Source organism: Paraburkholderia sp. GAS199 (genome assembly GCF_050436585.1).
Lineage (GTDB): Bacteria > Pseudomonadota > Gammaproteobacteria > Burkholderiales > Burkholderiaceae > Paraburkholderia.
Genome location: NZ_JBNDMM010000012.1, coordinates 34,243 through 51,309, shown reverse-complemented (window position 1 = coordinate 51,309; position 17,067 = coordinate 34,243). Strand labels below are relative to the sequence as shown.

Genomic DNA, 17,067 nt, shown 5'->3' with positions numbered 1-17,067 from the left:
GCGTGATGCGCGGGCCGTGCCGCGCTCACGCAAGCCAGCGCAGCGCCGCCGCGACGATCGCCTCGGGCGCGTCTTCCTGCATCAGATGCCCGGCCTTCGGCACCATCTGAAGCTGCGCATCGGGGATGCACGCCGCCAGTTGCCGTCCGCGCGCGGGCGGAATCCAATGATCCTCTTCGCCCCACAGAATTTGCGTGGGGCAGCGTAGCTGCGCGTAGCGCGGCTCGACCTCGTCGGTATAACGCTGGTCCATCTGTGCGATCTGCCGGTAGAACGCGGCTTGTCCTGTGACGCCGAGCCATGGCGCCACGTAGGGCGCGAGTTCGTCGTCGGGAATCGCGCGGGCAATCGCACCGCGCACGTAGGCCTTCACCACGGCTTCATGAATATACGGCGGCAGTCCGGCGAAAGCGTCGCCGTGCTCGCGCACGTGCCGCACGAAAGGCGAGCCCCAGGGCGCAAGCGCGACCGGATCGATCAAGGTCAGCGTGCGATAGTCGCAGCCGTCGATCAGATGGGCGCGCAATGCCGTCGCGCCGCCGAAATCATGCGCGATCACATCCGGACTTTTCAGTTGCCAATGCGCGAGCAGTTCTGCCAGCAACGCGTTCTGCACGCCGAGCGACACATCCTGCTCGACGCCCGGCGCCGCCTGCGCGGACAGACCGTAGCCGAGCAGGTCGTAGTAATAGACAGTGCGAATGCGTGCGAGATGCGGCGCGATGCGATGCCACACGTACGACGAGAACGGCGTGCCGTGCACCAGCACGAGCGGCGGCCCGTCGCCGGTAACGTGAAAACGCACTGCCTGGCCGCGGAACGTGTGGCAATGGGGCAGCGGCCAGGTTGGCATCGACGTGGTGCTCATCGAAACAGATCCGAAAAGCCGGCGTGATGACGCGCGCCTACTTCGACTGACGCGACCGCAGCAACTGCGACACCTCGCCGTGGTGATGAAGAATCGCCGGGTCGGCTTGCAGCAGCGGCAGATAACGCGGCAGGAAGCTGTTGTTCTGCGCGTCGGCCGAAAAGAGCGCCGTCACGGCTTCGACAGCGGCGAGGCGGTCGGCGGCGTCGGCTTCCTTGTCGTCGAGAATCTCGTCGACGTTGGCGATCACGGTGGAGAGCGGCGTGAGCCAGCGGAATCCGGAACCGTTGATGAGCACCTGCAGAAACGCGGCCGGCGTCACCGGTCCGAATTCTTTTTCGTAAGCCGCGCGCTCGTGATCGAGAATCGCCTTATGCAGCGACAGAAGCGGTCGACGAACGTCCGAGAGAAATTGGATGCATTGCTGGTCGTTCATGTACGGCTCCTTTCGGGAAGTCGGCCCGGATAACGCCGGGCGATTGGGCTGACGTGCAGCGCCAGGCTCGACGCGCGACTATTCGTTCGCGGGAAGCGGGCGCGTCGTGTTCAGCTTCGGATATGAGGGCCGAACGGCCTGCTTCAAGCGAGCCCCATGCTAACAAAATCGCCGCGCTCCATCACGCAGCGTACCGCGAGCGAACTGCAACGCGCGAGCCGCGCGCCACATGCACGCCGCATGCAGGCCGCATGCGTGCCGGCCCCGCACCATGACGCCGCGCAAAAACTCCGGGCAGCGGCCAGGCGAATTTCTTTTCCTACGACTACACTCTGCAGAGTCTGCGGCGCGTTCACGCCGTCGCGATAGCTTTACCCAGGGCTTCATCCCCGCATGACTAAAAATAAACCCCACCTGGAGCAGCCATGACCACCCTTAATATCAACGGCCAGCCTCAAACCGTCGACGCCCCGCCCGACATGCCCCTGTTGTGGGTTCTGCGCGATATCGTCGGCCTGACCGGCACCAAATTCGGCTGCGGCATCGCCCAATGCGGCGCATGCACGGTGCATCTGGACGGCGTCGCGGTGCGCTCCTGCGTGCTGCCGGTCGCGGCCGTCGGCGACCGCAAGATCACCACCATCGAAGCCGTGGGCAGCACCCCCGCCGGACAGAAGGTGCAGCAGGCGTGGCGCCAGATCGACGTGGTGCAGTGCGGCTACTGCCAGTCCGGACAGGTGATGTCGGCGGCCTCGCTGCTCGCCAGCAATCCCGATCCAACCGACGCGGACATTGACGCCGCCATGGCCGGCAACATCTGCCGCTGTGGGACGTACAACCGCATCCGCGCGGCGATCAAGCACGCCGCGAAGGGAGCCTGACATGTCCCAGGGATTGCTCGACGCACAGAACGCTGTGCGGGGATTCACACGCCGTCACTTCCTGAAGTTCGGCGTCACGGTGGGCGCGGCGGCCGGCGGCGGCCTGCTGCTCGGCTTCAGTCTGCCGGCCGCCAGTCAGGATCAGAAGACCGGCAAGTCGGTGATCGGCGGCGACGCCGTGGAGACGCCGCAAAGCGGCGTGTTCGCGCCGAACGCTTTCATCCAGATCGACACGGCGGGTAAGGTCACGCTGGTGATGCCGAAGGTCGAGATGGGTCAGGGCGTCTACACCTCGATCCCGATGCTGATCGCCGAAGAACTCGAAGTGCCGCTCGACTCGGTCACCATCGACCACGCGCCGCCCAACGAAAAGCTCTTCATGGACCCGCTGCTCGGCGGCCAACTGACAGGCGGCTCCACCTCGATCCGCTATGCATGGGACCCGATGCGCAAGGCGGGCGCTACCGCGCGCACCGTGCTGATCGCCGCCGCAGCGCAGCAATGGCAGGTCGATCCGGCGACCTGCCACGCGCAGGGCGGACAGGTCATCCACGCGGCCAGCAACCGCAGCGTCGGCTACGGCCAACTGGTGAGCGTGGCGGCCGGGCTGCCCGCGCCGCAGAACGTCAAACTCAAGGACCCGAAAGATTTCAAGCTGATCGGCACATCGGTCAAGCGCCTCGATTCGCCCGAGAAAGTGGACGGCACCGCCGTATTCGGACTCGACGTGCGTCTGCCCGGCATGGTGTACGCGGCCATCGCCAACTGTCCGGTGTTCGGCGGCACGCTCGCGAGCGTCGACGACACGCACGCGAAGAAGATTCCCGGCGTGCGTCAGGTCATCAAGATCGACAACGCCGTCGCGGTGATCGGCGACCACACGTGGGCCGCCAAACGCGGCGTGCAGGCGCTCGTCATTCAGTGGAACGAGGGCGCGGGCGCGAACGTGTCGATGAAACAGATTGTCGACGACCTCGCTGCCGCGTCGCAACGCAACGGCGCGGTCGCGCGCAAGGAAGGCGACGTCGGCCAGGCGTTCTCCAACGCGAAGACGCGCGTGGACGCCGTGTATCAGCAGCCGTTCCTCGCGCACGCCACCATGGAGCCGATCAATTGCACGGTCCACGTGCGCCCGGACGGCTGCGACGTGTGGCTCGGCTCGCAGGTGCCTACCCGCGTGGTCGATGCGGCGGTGGCCGTCACCGGCCTGCCGGCGGACAAGATCATGGTGCACAACCATCTGATCGGCGGCGGCTTCGGTCGGCGGCTCGAATTCGATATGGTCACGCAGGCGGTCAAGGTCGGCAAACAGGTCGCGTCGCCGGTCAAGGTGGTCTGGACGCGCGAGGAAGACATCCAGCACGACATGTACCGGCCGTATTACTACGACCGCATCTCCGCCGGGCTCGACGCGAACGGCAAGCCGCTCGCGTGGCAGCACCGTATCTGCGGCTCGTCGGTGATCGCGCGTTTCGCGCCGCCCGCGTTCAAGAACGGCGTCGATCCGGACGCGGTCGAGGTGGCCGCCGATCTGCCGTACGACCTGCCGAACCAGCTGGTCGATTACGTGCGCCAGGAACCGCGCGCCATTCCCACCGCGTTCTGGCGCGGCGTAGGACCGACGCGTGGGACCTTCGTGGTGGAGAGTTTCATCGACGAACTCGCGGCGCAGGCCAAGATCGATCCGGTCAAATACCGGCAGGACCTGCTCGGCAAGTCGCCGCGCGCGCTGAACGTGCTCAATACCGCCGTCCAGGCCGCCAACTGGGGCAAGGCCGTGCCGAAGGGTCAAGGGCGTGGCGTCTCGGTGATGCACGCGTTCGGCAGCTTCTTCGCGATCGTGGTGGACGTGACGGTCGACAAGGGCGAGGTGGCGGTGAACCATGTCGTGTGCGCGGTGGATTGCGGCATGGTGGTCAATCCGAACACGATCGAAGCGCAGGTGCAGGGCGGCATCATCTTCGGCATCACGGCGGCGCTTTATAGCGAGATCACGATCAAGGACGGTCGCGTCGAGCAGAACAACTTCACCGATTACCGGATGCTGCGGATCGATCAGACGCCGCCGATCGACGTGCATATCGTGAAGAGCAGCGAAGCGCCGGGCGGCATCGGCGAACCGGGCACGGCGGCGCTCGCGCCCGCATTGACGAACGCGATTTACGCCGCCACCGGCACGCGCCTGCGGCAATTGCCCGTTGGCAGCCAGTTGCAAACCGCCTGACCGGAGCCCGACATGAAAAACACACTCAAGGGTATCGGCGCGGCTCTGTGCGCGGCGCTGCCGTTCTTCGCGGCCGGCGCGGCGCAGGCCGCCGATCCGGCTCTGGTGCAGCGCGGCGCCTATCTGGCGAAGGTGGGCGATTGCGTGGCCTGCCATACCGCGCCCAAAGGCAAGCCGTTCGCGGGCGGTCTGCCGATGACCACGCCGATGGGCCGCATCTACACCACCAATATCACGCCCGACCCGCGCACCGGTATCGGCGGCTATACCGAAGCGGATTTCGCGAGAGCGATGCGCGAGGGCGTCGCGAAAGACGGCCACAACCTGTATCCGGCGATGCCGTATCCGTCTTATGCGAAGGTCAACGACGACGACATGAAGGCGCTGTACGCGTACTTCATGGGCGGCGTCGCGCCGGTGCAGCAGGCGAACCGCGAGCCGGACATCAAGTGGCCGTTGAACATGCGCTGGCCGCTGATGTTCTGGAACATGGTGTTCCTGGATAAAGGCGTCTATCAGGACAAGACGGGCAAGGACGTCGCGTGGAATCGCGGCGCCTACCTGATCCAGGGACTGGGACACTGCGGCTCGTGTCACACGCCGCGCGGCATCGCGTTCCAGGAAAAGGCGCTCGACGAAACCGGCAGCGCGTTTCTCACCGGCGGCGTGCTCGACGGCTGGTTCGCCGCCAATCTGACCGGCGAGCACAACGTCGGTCTGGGGCGCTGGAACGATCAGGATCTGCAGGCGTTCCTGAAAACCGGCGCGAACCGTCACGCTTCGGCGTTCGGCTCGATGACGAGCGTGATCAACAACAGCACGCAGAATATGAGCGACACCGACATCGCCGCGATGAGCACGTATCTGAAGTCGCTGCCGCCTGCCGGCGGCAACGGCGCGCCGCCTTATACGTACGATCTGCAGGCTACGCGGGTATCGTTGAACCGTCCGGCGAACGATGCGGGCGCGCGGGTCTACACGGCGTATTGCATGCACTGTCACGGCGTCGACGGACGCGGCTTCGCGCCGATGCTGGCGCCGCTGGCCGGCAATCCGAACGTGCTGGAAAAGGACGCGTCGTCGCTCGTCAACGTCACGCTGAACGGCACCGAAGACCTGGTGATCGGGGGCGTGCCGGCGCCGTATCCGATGCCGAAGTACGCGCCGGTGCTCAACGACCAGCAGATCGCCGACGTGCTGACCTTCGTAAGGGCCGGCTGGCATAACGGCGCACCGGCGGTCACGGCCGACGAAGTCGCGAAGCTGCGCAAGTCGACGCAGGCGGCGAAGTAGGTGAGGGCCTGGGTTGGCGTGTGGCAGCGATGCGGGAGAGGGCGCGCGGCAACCCGGTCTGCCATGCTGGCGGCAATAATCCGACCGCGATAGCGGAGCGGCAACGGAGCAACAACGGAGCAGCAATAAAAAAAGCGGCAACCGCCACAACGGTTGCCGCTTTTTTTTCGAGCCCAGCGCCGATCGCGACGCCGTTCTACGACTTCCGACGCATCATCGATGCTGTCCGACCTTCGCCCGCTTTTCCAGCACGCGTGCATACCACGTCAACGGGAAACACATCGCGAAGTAGATCATCGCGACCATGCCGTAGATCGGGAACGGGCGGAACGCGGCGTTGGTGATCATCGTGCCGGTCTTGGTCAGTTCGGTGAAGCCGATGATCGAGGCGAGCGCGGTGCTTTTCACCACCTGCACGAGAAAACCGACCGTGGGCGCCACGGCGATCTTGCGCGCCTGCGGCCAGACGATATAGCGCAACTGCTGGCTGAAAGTCATGCCGAGGCTCGCGCCCGCCGCCCATTGTCCGCGCGGCACGGCTTCGACGCAGCCGCGCCAGATGTCCACCAGATACGCGCTCGTATAAAGCGTCAGCGTGACGGTGGCCGCGACCCACGGCGAAACGTCCACGCCGAGCAGCGGCAAACCGAAGAACGCCAGAAAGAGCTGCATCAGGAGCGGCGTGCCCTGAAACACTTCGACGTACACCACCACGATACGCCGCAGCCAAGGCAGCGGCGAGACGCGCATGGCGAGCAGAATCAGCCCGACCACGCCGCCGCCGACAAAAGCGATCAGCGACAGCAGCACGGTCCAGCGTGCCGCGAGCAGAAGGTTGCGGGCAATGTCCCACAGCGTGAATTCGACCATGATCAGCGCTCCGTGGGCAAAGTGCGGGCGCCGCGCCACATCAGGCGGTTGCGCCAGTTACGCGGCGCGCTTTCCGAGCCGCGCGCGACGCGCCCGGCGAACAGTCCGCGGCCGAGGCGGTTCATGAGTTGCCGCAGCACGATGGAGAGCACCAGATAGGTCGCGGTAATGATCACGTAGCTTTCGAACGAGCGGAAGTTGCGCGACTGGATGAAGTTCGCCGCGTAAGTGAGATCGGGCACGGAGATCTGCGACACCACGGCCGAGCCGAGCATCACGATCAGCACCTGGCTCAACAGCGCGGGGAACACGTTGGCGATGGCCTGCGGTAACACGACGTGGCGGAAAATCTGGCGTCCGTGCAGACCGAGCGCTTGCGCCGCCTGCACCTGGCCGCGCGGAATGGAGTCGATGCCCGCGCGCACGATCTCGATGGCGTAGGCGCCGAGATTGACCGTCATCGCGAAGATGGCGGCCTCGACTTCGTCGATGTGGATGCCGAGGCTGGGCAGCCCGAAGAAGATGAAAAAGAGCTGCACGATGAACGGCGTGTTGCGGATCAATTCCACATAAGTCGCGACCAGCCAGCGGGCCCATTTCGGCCCGGCCACCGCGACGCTCGCGCCCGCGATGCCGACCAGTCCGCCGAGCACCGTGGAGGCGGCCGTCAGCCCGAGCGTGACGGCGACGCCGCGCGTGAGCAGTCCCGCATAAAGGCCGAAGCCGCTGAAATCGAACGCATAAGTCATGACACGGCGCTCATCATGAGGTCAAACTCCGGCGCGCACGCCCGGCGGAATCATGCCCGAACCGCCCGGCCATGCGCGCAAAAAAAGGATCAGAGGTCGGCCGGCAGCGGCGCGCGCAGCCACTTCTGCGAAATCGCGTTCATGGTGCCGTCCTTGCGGGCCTTGGCAATCGTTTCGTCGACTTTCTGCTTCAGACGCGGCTCGTTCTTGTTCAGACCGACGTGATCCGGCGAGCTGAACAGCGAGAACTTCTGCTCCGGATCGTTGGCCGGATGCCGCGCGAGAATGGTCGCGCCGACGTCGTTGCCGACTACCATCAACTGTACCTGACCAGAAAGGAACGCCGATATTGCGCCGTTCGGATCGTCGAATCTTTTGATGTTGGCACTCGGCGGCGCGATTTTCGTGACGCTCAGGTCTTCCAGCGTGCCGCGAGCGACCGAAATCGACTTGCCGGCGAGGTCGGCGGCGTTTTTGACGGACAGCGACTTCGGTCCGAACACGGCGAGGTAGTAGGGCGCGTAGGGTTGCGAGAAGTCGATCACTTTCTCGCGCTCGGGCGTCTGTCCGACCGACAGCAGCATGTCGGCCTTGTGGTCGGCGAGATAGGCCATCCGGTTGTCGCCCGTCACCTGCACGAGTTCGACCTTGGCGTTCAGCGCCTTGCCGATCAGATTGGCGACGTCGATGTCGTAGCCCATCGGCTTCATGTCCGGACCGATCGAGCCGAACGGCGGGTAATCTTCAAACACGCCGATGCGCACCGTGCCCGACTTCGCGATGTTGTCGAGCGCGTCGGCGTGTGCGGCGGCGGGAAAGGCGCACAGTGCGCCGAGGCCGGTGAAGGCGACCGTCGCGGCGAGCGTGGCGAACACGCGGCGTGCGCTGAGCGGCTTGTGCGTCGCGCGTGTGCCGTGGCCGGGTTGCTGGGATTGATTCATGGTCTGTCCTCTGTCGAAAATGCCGAAGTTGAAATAAGTCTTGTCAGTATGCTTTGGCGCTGATTAAGGGGCCATTAAGGTTTTTTTCGAGGCGCCATCCGGCGCGTGGATCGGAGCGCGCGTTGCGCTGCGTTTTCAGACGCCCGGACTGTCGTTAAACCGCCAGACACGGCACGAAACACCGCGCGTTTCAAACTGCGAATCAAGCCGCCGTGCGTGCCGCAATCAGCTTGCATGCGTGCGGCGGCAGTTCCGCGAGCACCGGCATGCCGAGCGTGAGCCCCGGCGTTTCGCGCGGCGTGGTCGCGGCAGTCAGTGTGAAGCCGGCGCAGTCGATCGTCGCCTCGAGCGAGGCGCCGACGTCGCGAATGAACGTGATCGTGCCGGCGATCCGGTTGGGACCGGCCTGCCCGGCGCCCGGTTTGACGCACACGTCTTCCGGACGGATCAGCAGGCGGATGTCGCTGCTTCCCGCCGGCACGCGGGCGGGCGCCCGGCCCGTTTGAGCGACTTCGATACGCCGTCCGCCCGGCAACTGCACGCCACCCGCGCCGTCGTACGAGACCGGCAGAATATTGCCGAGCCCGATGAAGTCGGCGACGAATTCGCTTACCGGATTGCGATAGATATCGAGCGGTTTGCCGACCTGCGCAATGCGGCCCTTTTCCATCACGACGATTTCGTCGGCCATCGTCATCGCTTCGCGCTGGTCGTGCGTGACCATGATCGTGGTGATGCCGAGGCGTTGTTGCAACAGGCGGATCTCGACCTGCATCGCCTCGCGCAGCTTGGCGTCGAGCGCGGAAAGCGGCTCGTCGAGCAGCAGCAGTTTCGGTTGCGAAGCGATTGCGCGGGCGATCGCCACGCGCTGCCGCTGGCCGCCCGACAACTGCGTGACCGGGCGGTTCGCCATGTGCGGCAACTGGATCAGTTCGAGCAGTTCGGCGACACGGCGCGTTTGCGCGTCTTTCGCCGTCTTGCGCAGCTTCAGCGGATACGCCACGTTCTGCGCGACCGTCATGTGCGGAAACAGCGCGAGCGATTGAAACACCATGCCGAAGTCGCGCTGGTTCGCCGGGACGTGGGTGATGTCGCGTCCGGCGAAATCGATGCTGCCGGAAGTCGGCGTTTCGAGTCCGGCGATCATGCGCAGCAGCGTGGTCTTGCCGCAGCCGGACGGTCCGAGAAAACACACGAGCTTGCCGTCGGGCACGCTCAGATCGACATGGTCGACGGCGTGGACCGCGTTGAAGCGTTTGGTCACGGCCTGCAGGTTCAGATGGGTCATCGGATGCTCCAGCACGAAGGCGTCATGGCGGCGCGCTGCCGTGGGTTGTTCAACATGCTGTCGAAGGCCGCCATCACAACGCAACGCCTTCGTCGCCGATCAGCTTTTCCAGCAGCCAGATCAGCGCGAAGTCGATCGCGACGATGAACACGGCGAAACAGAACACAGTCGGGTCGAGCGACGACACCGTGCGGCTGTAAAGCCAGACCGGCAGCGTCATGGTGTCGATGCCGTACAGAAAAAACGTCACCGTGAATTCGTTGAACGAGACGATGAACGCGAACAGCATGCCCGCGAGAATGCCCGGACGCATGAGCGGCAGGATCACGTCGATCAGCGCGCGGCTGGGGCTGGCGCCCATCACGCAGGCGGCTTCCTCGAACTCGGGGCCGATCGCGGCGACGGACGCCGCACAGTTTTTCACGGTGAACGGCAGCGCGAGAATCACGTGCGCGATGATGAGCCGGAACACGCCCAGTTCGACCGGCAGCACGTTGAACACCAGCAGCAGCGACAGGCCGAGCATGACGAGCGGATAGACGAGCGGCAGCGCGACCAGTTGCTCGACCGCCGGCTTGCCGCGAAAGCGATAGCGGCTCAGCGCGTACGCCGCGGGCACCGACACCAGCGTGGCGATGAGCATGGTGGACACGGCCACGATCAGACTCGTGCTGAGCGCCGCGCCCATTGAAAGCGTATCGCTCGCGTCGGGAGAAACGAAGCTGTGCCACGCCGCGCGATACCAGTGCAGGCCGTAAGCGTGCGGCGGGAATTCGAGCGTGTCGGCGGCGCTGAACGACATCGTGATCATCGTCAGGATCGGCAGCGCGGCGAGAAACAGCACGATCGCGGCGAGCAGGGCGGCGGCCTTGCCGAGCTGTCCGGGCATGGTCGCGGGCAGACGCAGCGCGGGCGTGCCGCGTGGTGGACGTGGTGAGCGCGGCGGAACGGGCGAGGGCGTCAGGTCTGCGGAGTCGATGTGCGCGCTCATGCGTGGGGCTCCTCGGCGAGACGTTGTGTGCGACGCACGAGGCGTTGCGAGATCGCCATGACGGAGAGTGTCGCGATCATCAGCACCACACCGGACGCGGACGCCGCCGGCCAGTTGAGCAGCGGCGCCACCTGATCGTGGACGAGCACGGCCAGCATCGGCACGCGTCGGCCGCCGAGCAGCAGGGGCACGGCGAACGCGCTGGCGTTATAGGCGAACACCAGCAGCGCGCCCGACACGAGGCCGGGCATCGCCAGCGGCAAGAGCACGTGACGCAGCGTTTGCAGGCGCGTCGCGCCGAGCGTCGCGGCGGCTTCTTCATAGGAGCGCGAGACGGCGCGCATCGCGCTCGACAGCGGCAGCACCGCCAGCGGAAACGCCGTCTGGATCAGGCCGAGCAGCACGCCATGTTCGCGATACAGCCACATCACCGGCCGGGTCACGAGACCGCTGCCGAGCAGCGCGTGATTGAGCAGTCCGGCCGGACCGAGAATGATCAGCCAGCCATAACCTTGCAGCAGCAGATTGACGAGCAAGGGCAGCAGAACGCCCGCGAGCAGCAACCGGCGCGCGAGACGCGATTGCGTGCGTGCCATGGCCAGCGCGACCGGAATGGCGAGCAGCACCGCGCAGATCATGCTCTGGAAGGCGAGCTTCAGCGTCAGCCACAAGGACTTCATGAAGTAGCCGTCGAGCAGGTCGGCGTAGTTTTGCAGCGTGAAGCCATGCCACTCGTTGCCCGAGGTGCCGAAGCTCATGCGCACGACGACGAGCGCCGCCGCGCCGAGTATGGCGAGGAACACGAGGATCGGCGCGAGCAGCAGCCACGGCCGCGCTCTGGCGAGCGCGCCGGCGGCGGGTTCGTCGGGCACCGTGGGCGGGCTTTGCGGCGCAGCGCCACGCGCGGCGTGGTCCGCCGCCGTGGCACGACGCGAAAAGCGCGCGGGCATCACGCTCATGCCGAGAAGATTTCGGTGTAGCGCTTGATCCAGGCGGGCTGCACGACGGCGAGCGCCTTGTCGTCGTGCAACACGGCTTTCTCGGCAATCTGCTTCGGACTCGGCACGAACGCGCGGCTCTCGGCGGGAATCACCGCCTTCGAATTCACCGGACCGTTGAGCACGTCGGCGGCCATGCGGCCCTGCACGCCGGCATCGAGCGAATGGTTGATGAAGGCGTGGATCAGATCGCTGTCGCCCGGATGCGATTTCGGAATGACGGTGAACATCAGTTGCGTGGCGAAGCCTTCCTTCATGCCGTAGGTCACGCCCATCTTGTACTCGGGCTTGCGGATCTGGTCGGGGAAGAAGGCCGGCGAATAGATGCCGCCGATGTCGAGCGAACCCGTGCGGAACAGGTCTGCCACCTGATTCGGATTTTCGCCGAGCGTCATGACGCGGTCTTTCAGTTCCATCAGCTTCTTGAAGCCCGGCTCGATGTTCTGTTGCGAGCCGCCGTTCATTTTCGCGGCGATGATCGCGAGGTCGACGGCTTCGGCCCATTCCGGCGGCGGCAGGAACAGCCGTCCGCTGTATTTCGGGTCCCACAGCGCTTCGTACGAAGACGGCGCGCTCTTGACGGTGGACGTGTTGTAGATCAGCCCGTCCGACCACAGCAGATAACCCACGCCGAAGCCGTTCGCGCCCGTGCGATATTGCGGCGCGACGTCTTTCAGGTTCGGCAGTTTGTCGAGATCGGGCTTCATCAACAGGCCCGCGTCGCCGAGGCCCGACGCGCCCACGCCGGCCAGGGTGATGACGTCGTAGGTCGGACGATCGCCGGCCGCCTTCACTTTGGCGACCATGCCGGAGGTGCCGTCGGCGCGGTCGGCGACGACTTTCGCGCCGGTCTTCGCGGTGAACGTGGCGGCGATATTGCGCAGCGCGGCCGCGCCGGTGTCGTCCGACCAGGTGAGAAGCCGCAGCGTCTTGCCCGAAAAATTGTGTTCCTGCGCTCTGAGATTGATGAACGGCATCGGCAGCGTGGACGCAGCGAGCGCCGCGCCGAGCGTTTTGATGGCCTGCCTTCTACCCCGTTTGATCTCTTGCATGGCGGTCTCCCGTGTTGAACGCCTGTTGCCTGGTGATATTCGCTGTGACCGCTCGCGCCGCTCACGCAGCCGCCGATGCGTTGCGTGTTGAAGCACTCTAGGTTTGCCAAAATCTTGCGCCAAACGAAATATGTGCATGGACGGCATGAGCTAATCTCATGCGGCGCCGGGCTCCGGCGCGTTCCTCGCGCAGAGCCACGGTAGCGCGAAAGGCAGGGAGCAGTGGATCATGCGGGTTAACGTTCACGCTCTGCTCACTTTCGGATCGGCGGCGAGGTATGAGGAAAGCTCGGTTCTGGTGCGGTTGCGCGCGGTTCCTGCCCTGCCATGGTGCGAAGGCTGCGGTCGTTTGCGTGGCGCCGCTGGCGAGCCGCGCCGCGACATGGCGTGCCATGCGTCGCGCGCATGCCGCCGAGAGGCGCGCAACGCCCGGCGTTTCGCTGGAATCGCGTATCCTGCTGGCATTCGGGATGAACGCGCGCACTCCGGCGTTCACCGCCTCAATGACTTTTGCTGATTCCGCACGGGAAATTGTCGATGCGTCGCCTTCCGCCGCTCAATGCTTTGCAGATTTTCGAAACCGTCGCGCGTCACCGCAGCTTTACGCGCGCCGCCGACCACCTGTGTCTGACGCAAGGCGCGGTCAGCCGGCAAATCATCGCGCTCGAAGACTATTACAAGTTTCCGCTTTTCAAGCGTCATGCGAAAGGTTTGACGCTGACCGCCGAGGGCGAATTGTTGCTGCCGGCCGTGAAGGAAAGTTTCGCGCGCATCGAGGAGATTTCGACGCGGCTCACGCGCCAGCGTACCGATCTCGCGCTCAAGGTGCCGACCTGCGTGATGCGCTGGATGCTGCCGAAAATCATGCGCTTTCAGGCCGAGTATCCCGAACTGCACGTGCAGATCACCACGACCTGGCAGCACGACGTCGATTTCCAGTCCGAGCCGTTCGACGCCGCGATTATTTACGGCTCGTCGCCGGGCGCGGGTGTGCAGGCAGTGCCGCTGTTCGAGGAGCGTCTCACGCCGGTGTGCGCACCCGACCTGCTGAACGACAAACCGCTTGGCGAGATCGCCGATCTGACGCGGCACACGCTGCTGCATCCCACGCGGGATCATCGTGACTGGAAAATGTGGCTCGCGCGCGTGGCCGAGATGGGCGACGCCCGCGCGCAGACGATCGACGCCGAGCACGGCCCGAGCTTCGACACGCTCGACATGGCGACCAACGCGGCCTTGCAGGGATTCGGCGTGGCGATCAGCGACCTCGCGTTGATCGACGAAGACGTGGCGGCCCGCCGTCTGGTGCGGCCGTTCGACACGGTGCTCAAAACCGGATGGCGCTATTACTTCGTCTATCCGGATTCAGTCGCACATCAGCAGAAGCTCAATCTGTTTCGCGACTGGATCGCAGCGCATTGGGAAGAGTAGGCCGGGCCTCGTCGCGCGCCGCCTTTACGGCGCGAACGACAGAAACAGATACGCCGCGAACAGCGAAAGATGCACCGCGCCTTGCAGGATCGTGGTGCGGCCGCTGCTGAGCGTGAGCGTGGCCACCACGAGCGTGAGCATCAGCAGAACGGTTTCCTTGCCGTCGATGCCGAGCACGAGCGGCTGGCCGGTCCACAAAAAGACGCCCGCCACGGTGGGAATGGTCAGGCCGATGCTGGCGAGCGCCGAGCCAAGCGCCAGATTCATGCTGTTCTGCAAACGGTCGGCACGCGCCGCGCGCACGGCGGCGAGCCCTTCCGGCAGCAACACCAGCGCCGCGATGACGATGCCGACCACCGCCGGCGGCGCGCCCGCGTTTTGCACGGCGACTTCCACGACCGGCGAGAGCACTTTCGCGAGCAGCACCACGGCGACGAGGCACACCAGCAGCAGCGCGCCGCTCACCAGCGCGAGGCCGGTGGTGGGCGGCTCGGCGTGCACGTCTTCGTCGGGCACGTTGGCAAGAAAGTAATCGCGATGACGCACGGTTTGCACGAACACGAAGACGCCGTACAGCACCAGCGACGACACCCCAGCAAACGCCAGTTGGGAACTGGAGAGAAGCGGCCCGGCGCTGGTGGTGGTGTAGTTCGGCATGACCAGCGTCAGCACGGAGAGCGAGGCGAGCACCGCGAGCGCGGCCGACGCGCCGCGGCTCTGGAAATCCTGCTCGCGATGGCGGATGCCGCCCACCAGCAAACAGATGCCCATGATGCCGTTACACACGATCATGACCGCCGCGAACACCGTGTCGCGGGCGAGACCGGCTTTCTCCGGGCCGGAAGTCAGCATGACGGAGACGATCAGCGCGACTTCGATCACCGTGACGGCGATGGCGAGCACCAGCGTGCCGAACGGCTCGCCGACGCGATGCGCGACCACTTCGGCGTGGTGCACGGCGGTAAACACCGCAGCACACAGCGCGATGCCGACCAGCGCCAGCAGCAGGCCGTTGCCCGGCATGGCGTAGGCCACGCCCAGAACGATCCATGCAATGAACGGCGCGGCGATGGTCCAGCGGGGCAAGGCAGTCGCGGGTGTGGTCATTCGGGCTTCCTTGTCGTACCTGTTATGTGAAAAACGCGGCGGCCAATAGCGGAGAAAATGGCGCCGGCGCCGGATTCAGAAGTTAATGCGATTTCTCGGAAACGAAAGGTAATGCTTTAAATTATAACGATTTTTTTGCGCGGCCTAGTGTTCTTCGGAGAGCCACAAACGTCAGGCTGACTCGTGCCGCGACGCGCCATGGCAAATAGACGCTGTGTTGCATCTTAAGGGGAAGTCGCGACGAAATGCGTGACACGCGACGCGCAAACGGTCAGCGGAAGGACGGCTAGGCAGGGAAGCAGATGGGCGGGGGAACTAAACGGGAGAGACGGGGAAAGTCAGAAAGGCGGGTCCGGACACGCGCGCGCCGATGGCGGCGCGTGGTCCGGCGGTACAACTACAGCAGAACGCTTATTGACCGACCGGGCGGATCGTCAGAGCGTTTTTCACCGACGTCACGCCAGCGACGCCTTGGGCAGCCTGGGTAGCCAGATCGACTTGCGGCTGTTCCGGCACCGAACCTGCCAGCGTCACTGCGCCTCCGCGTGCGCGCACCGTGATGTTCGCCACGCTCAGACCCTTCGTCTTCGACAGTGCAGAACGTACCTTGCGTCCCAGAGCGCGGTTTGCAGCCTTGGTCGCCTTGGTGCTGGTTGCCGACGAAGCGGCTGCCGGAGCGGCCGCATCGCTGCTTTGCGCATACGCATTGAGGGATGCCAGAACGATCAGCGCGCCGCCGACCACCTTGATTGCCTGGAATGCTTTCATTCAACTTCTCCTGTTGTCATGAATACGACGGCCGCCGGATGGGGCCGGTGTGATGCACCAGCAAGTACTTCGGGATCAAATCTGGATGGAACGATGCTGCGGATGATGCGGGTTGCTGCAAAACTGCTCGGGACCAGGCGGGCTGGAGCACTCGCGAGCCGGCAAAGGCTGTGCTGCAGGCCGGAAACACACGATACTCCAATTAGTGCCATGGTGAACGCCAAGTGTCCGCGAGTGAGGTTATGGCACAACGAAATAAAGGACGGAAGCCCGTCGCTGTCTCCGAAACGCTGTCTTTAAAACATTAACGCCCGACCTACCCACTCTGGTTGACACGTAAATGGCGAATCAGCCGCTCCCCATCATCCCATTGCATCGTGACGGTTTGCCGCTCGATACGACCGCGCTGGCTCGCTTCATGGTCGGCAAATATCTGGTGCACGATGTGCCGCACGGGCGCATGAGCGGACGGATCGTCGAGACCGAGGCCTATCCGCTCGGCGACTCGACCAGCCATGCTTTCATAGGACGCCGCCCGTACAACGGCTCGATGTTTCTGGCGCCGGGTCATGCTTATGTGCGGCTGACGTACGGCATCTCCTACATGCTCAACATGTCGGCCGAAGCGGAAGAGGTCGGCGCGGGAATCCTGATTCGCGCCATCGAGCCGCTCGAAGGTCTGGCGCTGATGGAAGCACGCCGCCCCGGCGTGCCGTTACGCGATCTCGCGCGTGGACCCGGCCGGCTGACGATCGCCCTCGGCATCGATCAATCTTTCGACGGACGCGATCTTTGCACCGGAAAGGATCTGTGGATCGGCGTGATCGAGAAGAGCGTGCCGATCGGCGTGACGACGAGAATCGGCCTGTCGCGCGAAATGCATCGGCCGCTGAGATTTTTTGAACCCGGCAGCGTATTCGTTAGCGGGCCGCGCAAACTGCTCGCCGCGCCATTCGCCACGCTCGAAACGGGCGCGCAAGTTTGACCGGTTGGCTTGTTAATTCGGCAAGTTTCCGCCGGCTTGGCGCATTTTTTGAAACGTCAGACACAAAGCGTTACGAAGCCGACAATTATTACTGTAAAGCTGGCACTCCAATAGTATTCGCCAGTAAAAATCGCACTATTCTTGCGAAAAAAACAATTATGTATCTCGCAATTAAGGGTTTTCCC

Annotated in this window: 16 protein-coding genes; 5 read left to right on the top strand and 11 right to left on the bottom strand. The window is 64.6% G+C overall.

What is annotated here, in order from left to right; translation table 11 throughout:
- Positions 1–25 precede the first annotated feature (25 nt).
- Both P3T18_RS33635 and P3T18_RS33630 read right to left on the bottom strand, forming a co-directional pair.
- On the bottom strand, positions 26–853 hold the full coding sequence (locus tag P3T18_RS33635; protein ID WP_429304449.1) for an alpha/beta fold hydrolase: 828 nt from the start codon (positions 851–853) through the stop codon (positions 26–28).
- Between the two features lie 52 nt (positions 854–905).
- Positions 906–1,304, bottom strand: a complete 399-nt coding sequence (locus P3T18_RS33630; RefSeq protein ID WP_429304297.1) for a hypothetical protein — start codon at positions 1,302–1,304, stop codon at positions 906–908.
- Positions 1,305–1,729: 425 nt separating this feature from the next.
- On the opposite strand from P3T18_RS33630, the gene P3T18_RS33625 reads away from it, so the two are divergent.
- The 3 genes from P3T18_RS33625 to P3T18_RS33615 are packed head-to-tail and all read left to right on the top strand — an operon-like array spanning position 1,730 to position 5,702.
- Entirely contained in the window at positions 1,730–2,185 is a 456-nt protein-coding gene (locus tag P3T18_RS33625) for a (2Fe-2S)-binding protein (RefSeq protein ID WP_429304296.1), read from the top strand.
- 1 nt (position 2,186) lies between these two features.
- Positions 2,187–4,409 (top strand): molybdopterin cofactor-binding domain-containing protein, encoded by a 2,223-nt coding sequence (locus P3T18_RS33620; protein ID WP_429304295.1) that lies wholly within the window; start codon positions 2,187–2,189, stop codon positions 4,407–4,409.
- Between the two features lie 12 nt (positions 4,410–4,421).
- The gene (locus P3T18_RS33615; protein ID WP_429304294.1) at positions 4,422–5,702 is read left to right on the top strand and encodes a c-type cytochrome; all 1,281 of its coding nucleotides are present in this window, start codon (positions 4,422–4,424) and stop codon (positions 5,700–5,702) included.
- A gap of 213 nt (positions 5,703–5,915) precedes the next feature.
- On the opposite strand, the gene P3T18_RS33610 is transcribed toward P3T18_RS33615, so the two are convergent.
- The 7 genes from P3T18_RS33610 to P3T18_RS33580 all read right to left on the bottom strand — a co-directional run bounded on the left by P3T18_RS33610 (position 5,916) and on the right by P3T18_RS33580 (position 12,591).
- Positions 5,916–6,572: an amino acid ABC transporter permease gene (locus P3T18_RS33610; RefSeq protein ID WP_429304293.1), complete on the bottom strand. Its 657-nt coding sequence runs from the start codon at positions 6,570–6,572 to the stop codon at positions 5,916–5,918.
- 2 nt (positions 6,573–6,574) lie between these two features.
- On the bottom strand, positions 6,575–7,321 hold the full coding sequence (locus P3T18_RS33605; protein ID WP_429304292.1) for an amino acid ABC transporter permease: 747 nt from the start codon (positions 7,319–7,321) through the stop codon (positions 6,575–6,577).
- 89 nt (positions 7,322–7,410) lie between these two features.
- Positions 7,411–8,262: a transporter substrate-binding domain-containing protein gene (locus tag P3T18_RS33600; protein ID WP_429304291.1), complete on the bottom strand. Its 852-nt coding sequence runs from the start codon at positions 8,260–8,262 to the stop codon at positions 7,411–7,413.
- Between the two features lie 202 nt (positions 8,263–8,464).
- The gene (locus tag P3T18_RS33595; protein ID WP_429304290.1) at positions 8,465–9,550 is read right to left on the bottom strand and encodes an ABC transporter ATP-binding protein; all 1,086 of its coding nucleotides are present in this window, start codon (positions 9,548–9,550) and stop codon (positions 8,465–8,467) included.
- Positions 9,551–9,623: 73 nt separating this feature from the next.
- Positions 9,624–10,541 (bottom strand): ABC transporter permease, encoded by a 918-nt coding sequence (locus P3T18_RS33590; protein ID WP_429304289.1) that lies wholly within the window; start codon positions 10,539–10,541, stop codon positions 9,624–9,626.
- A complete protein-coding gene (locus tag P3T18_RS33585; RefSeq protein ID WP_429304288.1) occupies positions 10,538–11,500 on the bottom strand; it encodes an ABC transporter permease in 963 nt (320 codons plus the stop codon). Before P3T18_RS33585 ends, P3T18_RS33590 begins: the two co-directional genes overlap by 4 nt.
- Positions 11,497–12,591 (bottom strand): ABC transporter substrate-binding protein, encoded by a 1,095-nt coding sequence (locus tag P3T18_RS33580; RefSeq protein ID WP_429304287.1) that lies wholly within the window; start codon positions 12,589–12,591, stop codon positions 11,497–11,499. Before P3T18_RS33580 ends, P3T18_RS33585 begins: the two co-directional genes overlap by 4 nt.
- Positions 12,592–13,128: 537 nt before the next feature.
- On the opposite strand from P3T18_RS33580, the gene P3T18_RS33575 reads away from it, so the two are divergent.
- Positions 13,129–14,022, top strand: a complete 894-nt coding sequence (locus P3T18_RS33575) for a LysR substrate-binding domain-containing protein (RefSeq protein ID WP_429304286.1) — start codon at positions 13,129–13,131, stop codon at positions 14,020–14,022.
- A gap of 24 nt (positions 14,023–14,046) precedes the next feature.
- Here P3T18_RS33575 and P3T18_RS33570 read toward each other — a convergent pair whose 3' ends face one another.
- Both P3T18_RS33570 and P3T18_RS33565 read right to left on the bottom strand, forming a co-directional pair.
- Positions 14,047–15,129, bottom strand: a complete 1,083-nt coding sequence (locus P3T18_RS33570) for a calcium:proton antiporter (RefSeq protein WP_429304285.1) — start codon at positions 15,127–15,129, stop codon at positions 14,047–14,049.
- 411 nt (positions 15,130–15,540) lie between these two features.
- The gene (locus P3T18_RS33565) at positions 15,541–15,897 is read right to left on the bottom strand and encodes a BON domain-containing protein (RefSeq protein WP_429304284.1); all 357 of its coding nucleotides are present in this window, start codon (positions 15,895–15,897) and stop codon (positions 15,541–15,543) included.
- Positions 15,898–16,237: 340 nt separating this feature from the next.
- Between P3T18_RS33565 and P3T18_RS33560 the strand changes: the two genes are divergently transcribed.
- Entirely contained in the window at positions 16,238–16,882 is a 645-nt protein-coding gene (locus tag P3T18_RS33560; RefSeq protein WP_429304283.1) for a DNA-3-methyladenine glycosylase, read from the top strand.
- Positions 16,883–17,067: the final 185 nt, after the last annotated feature.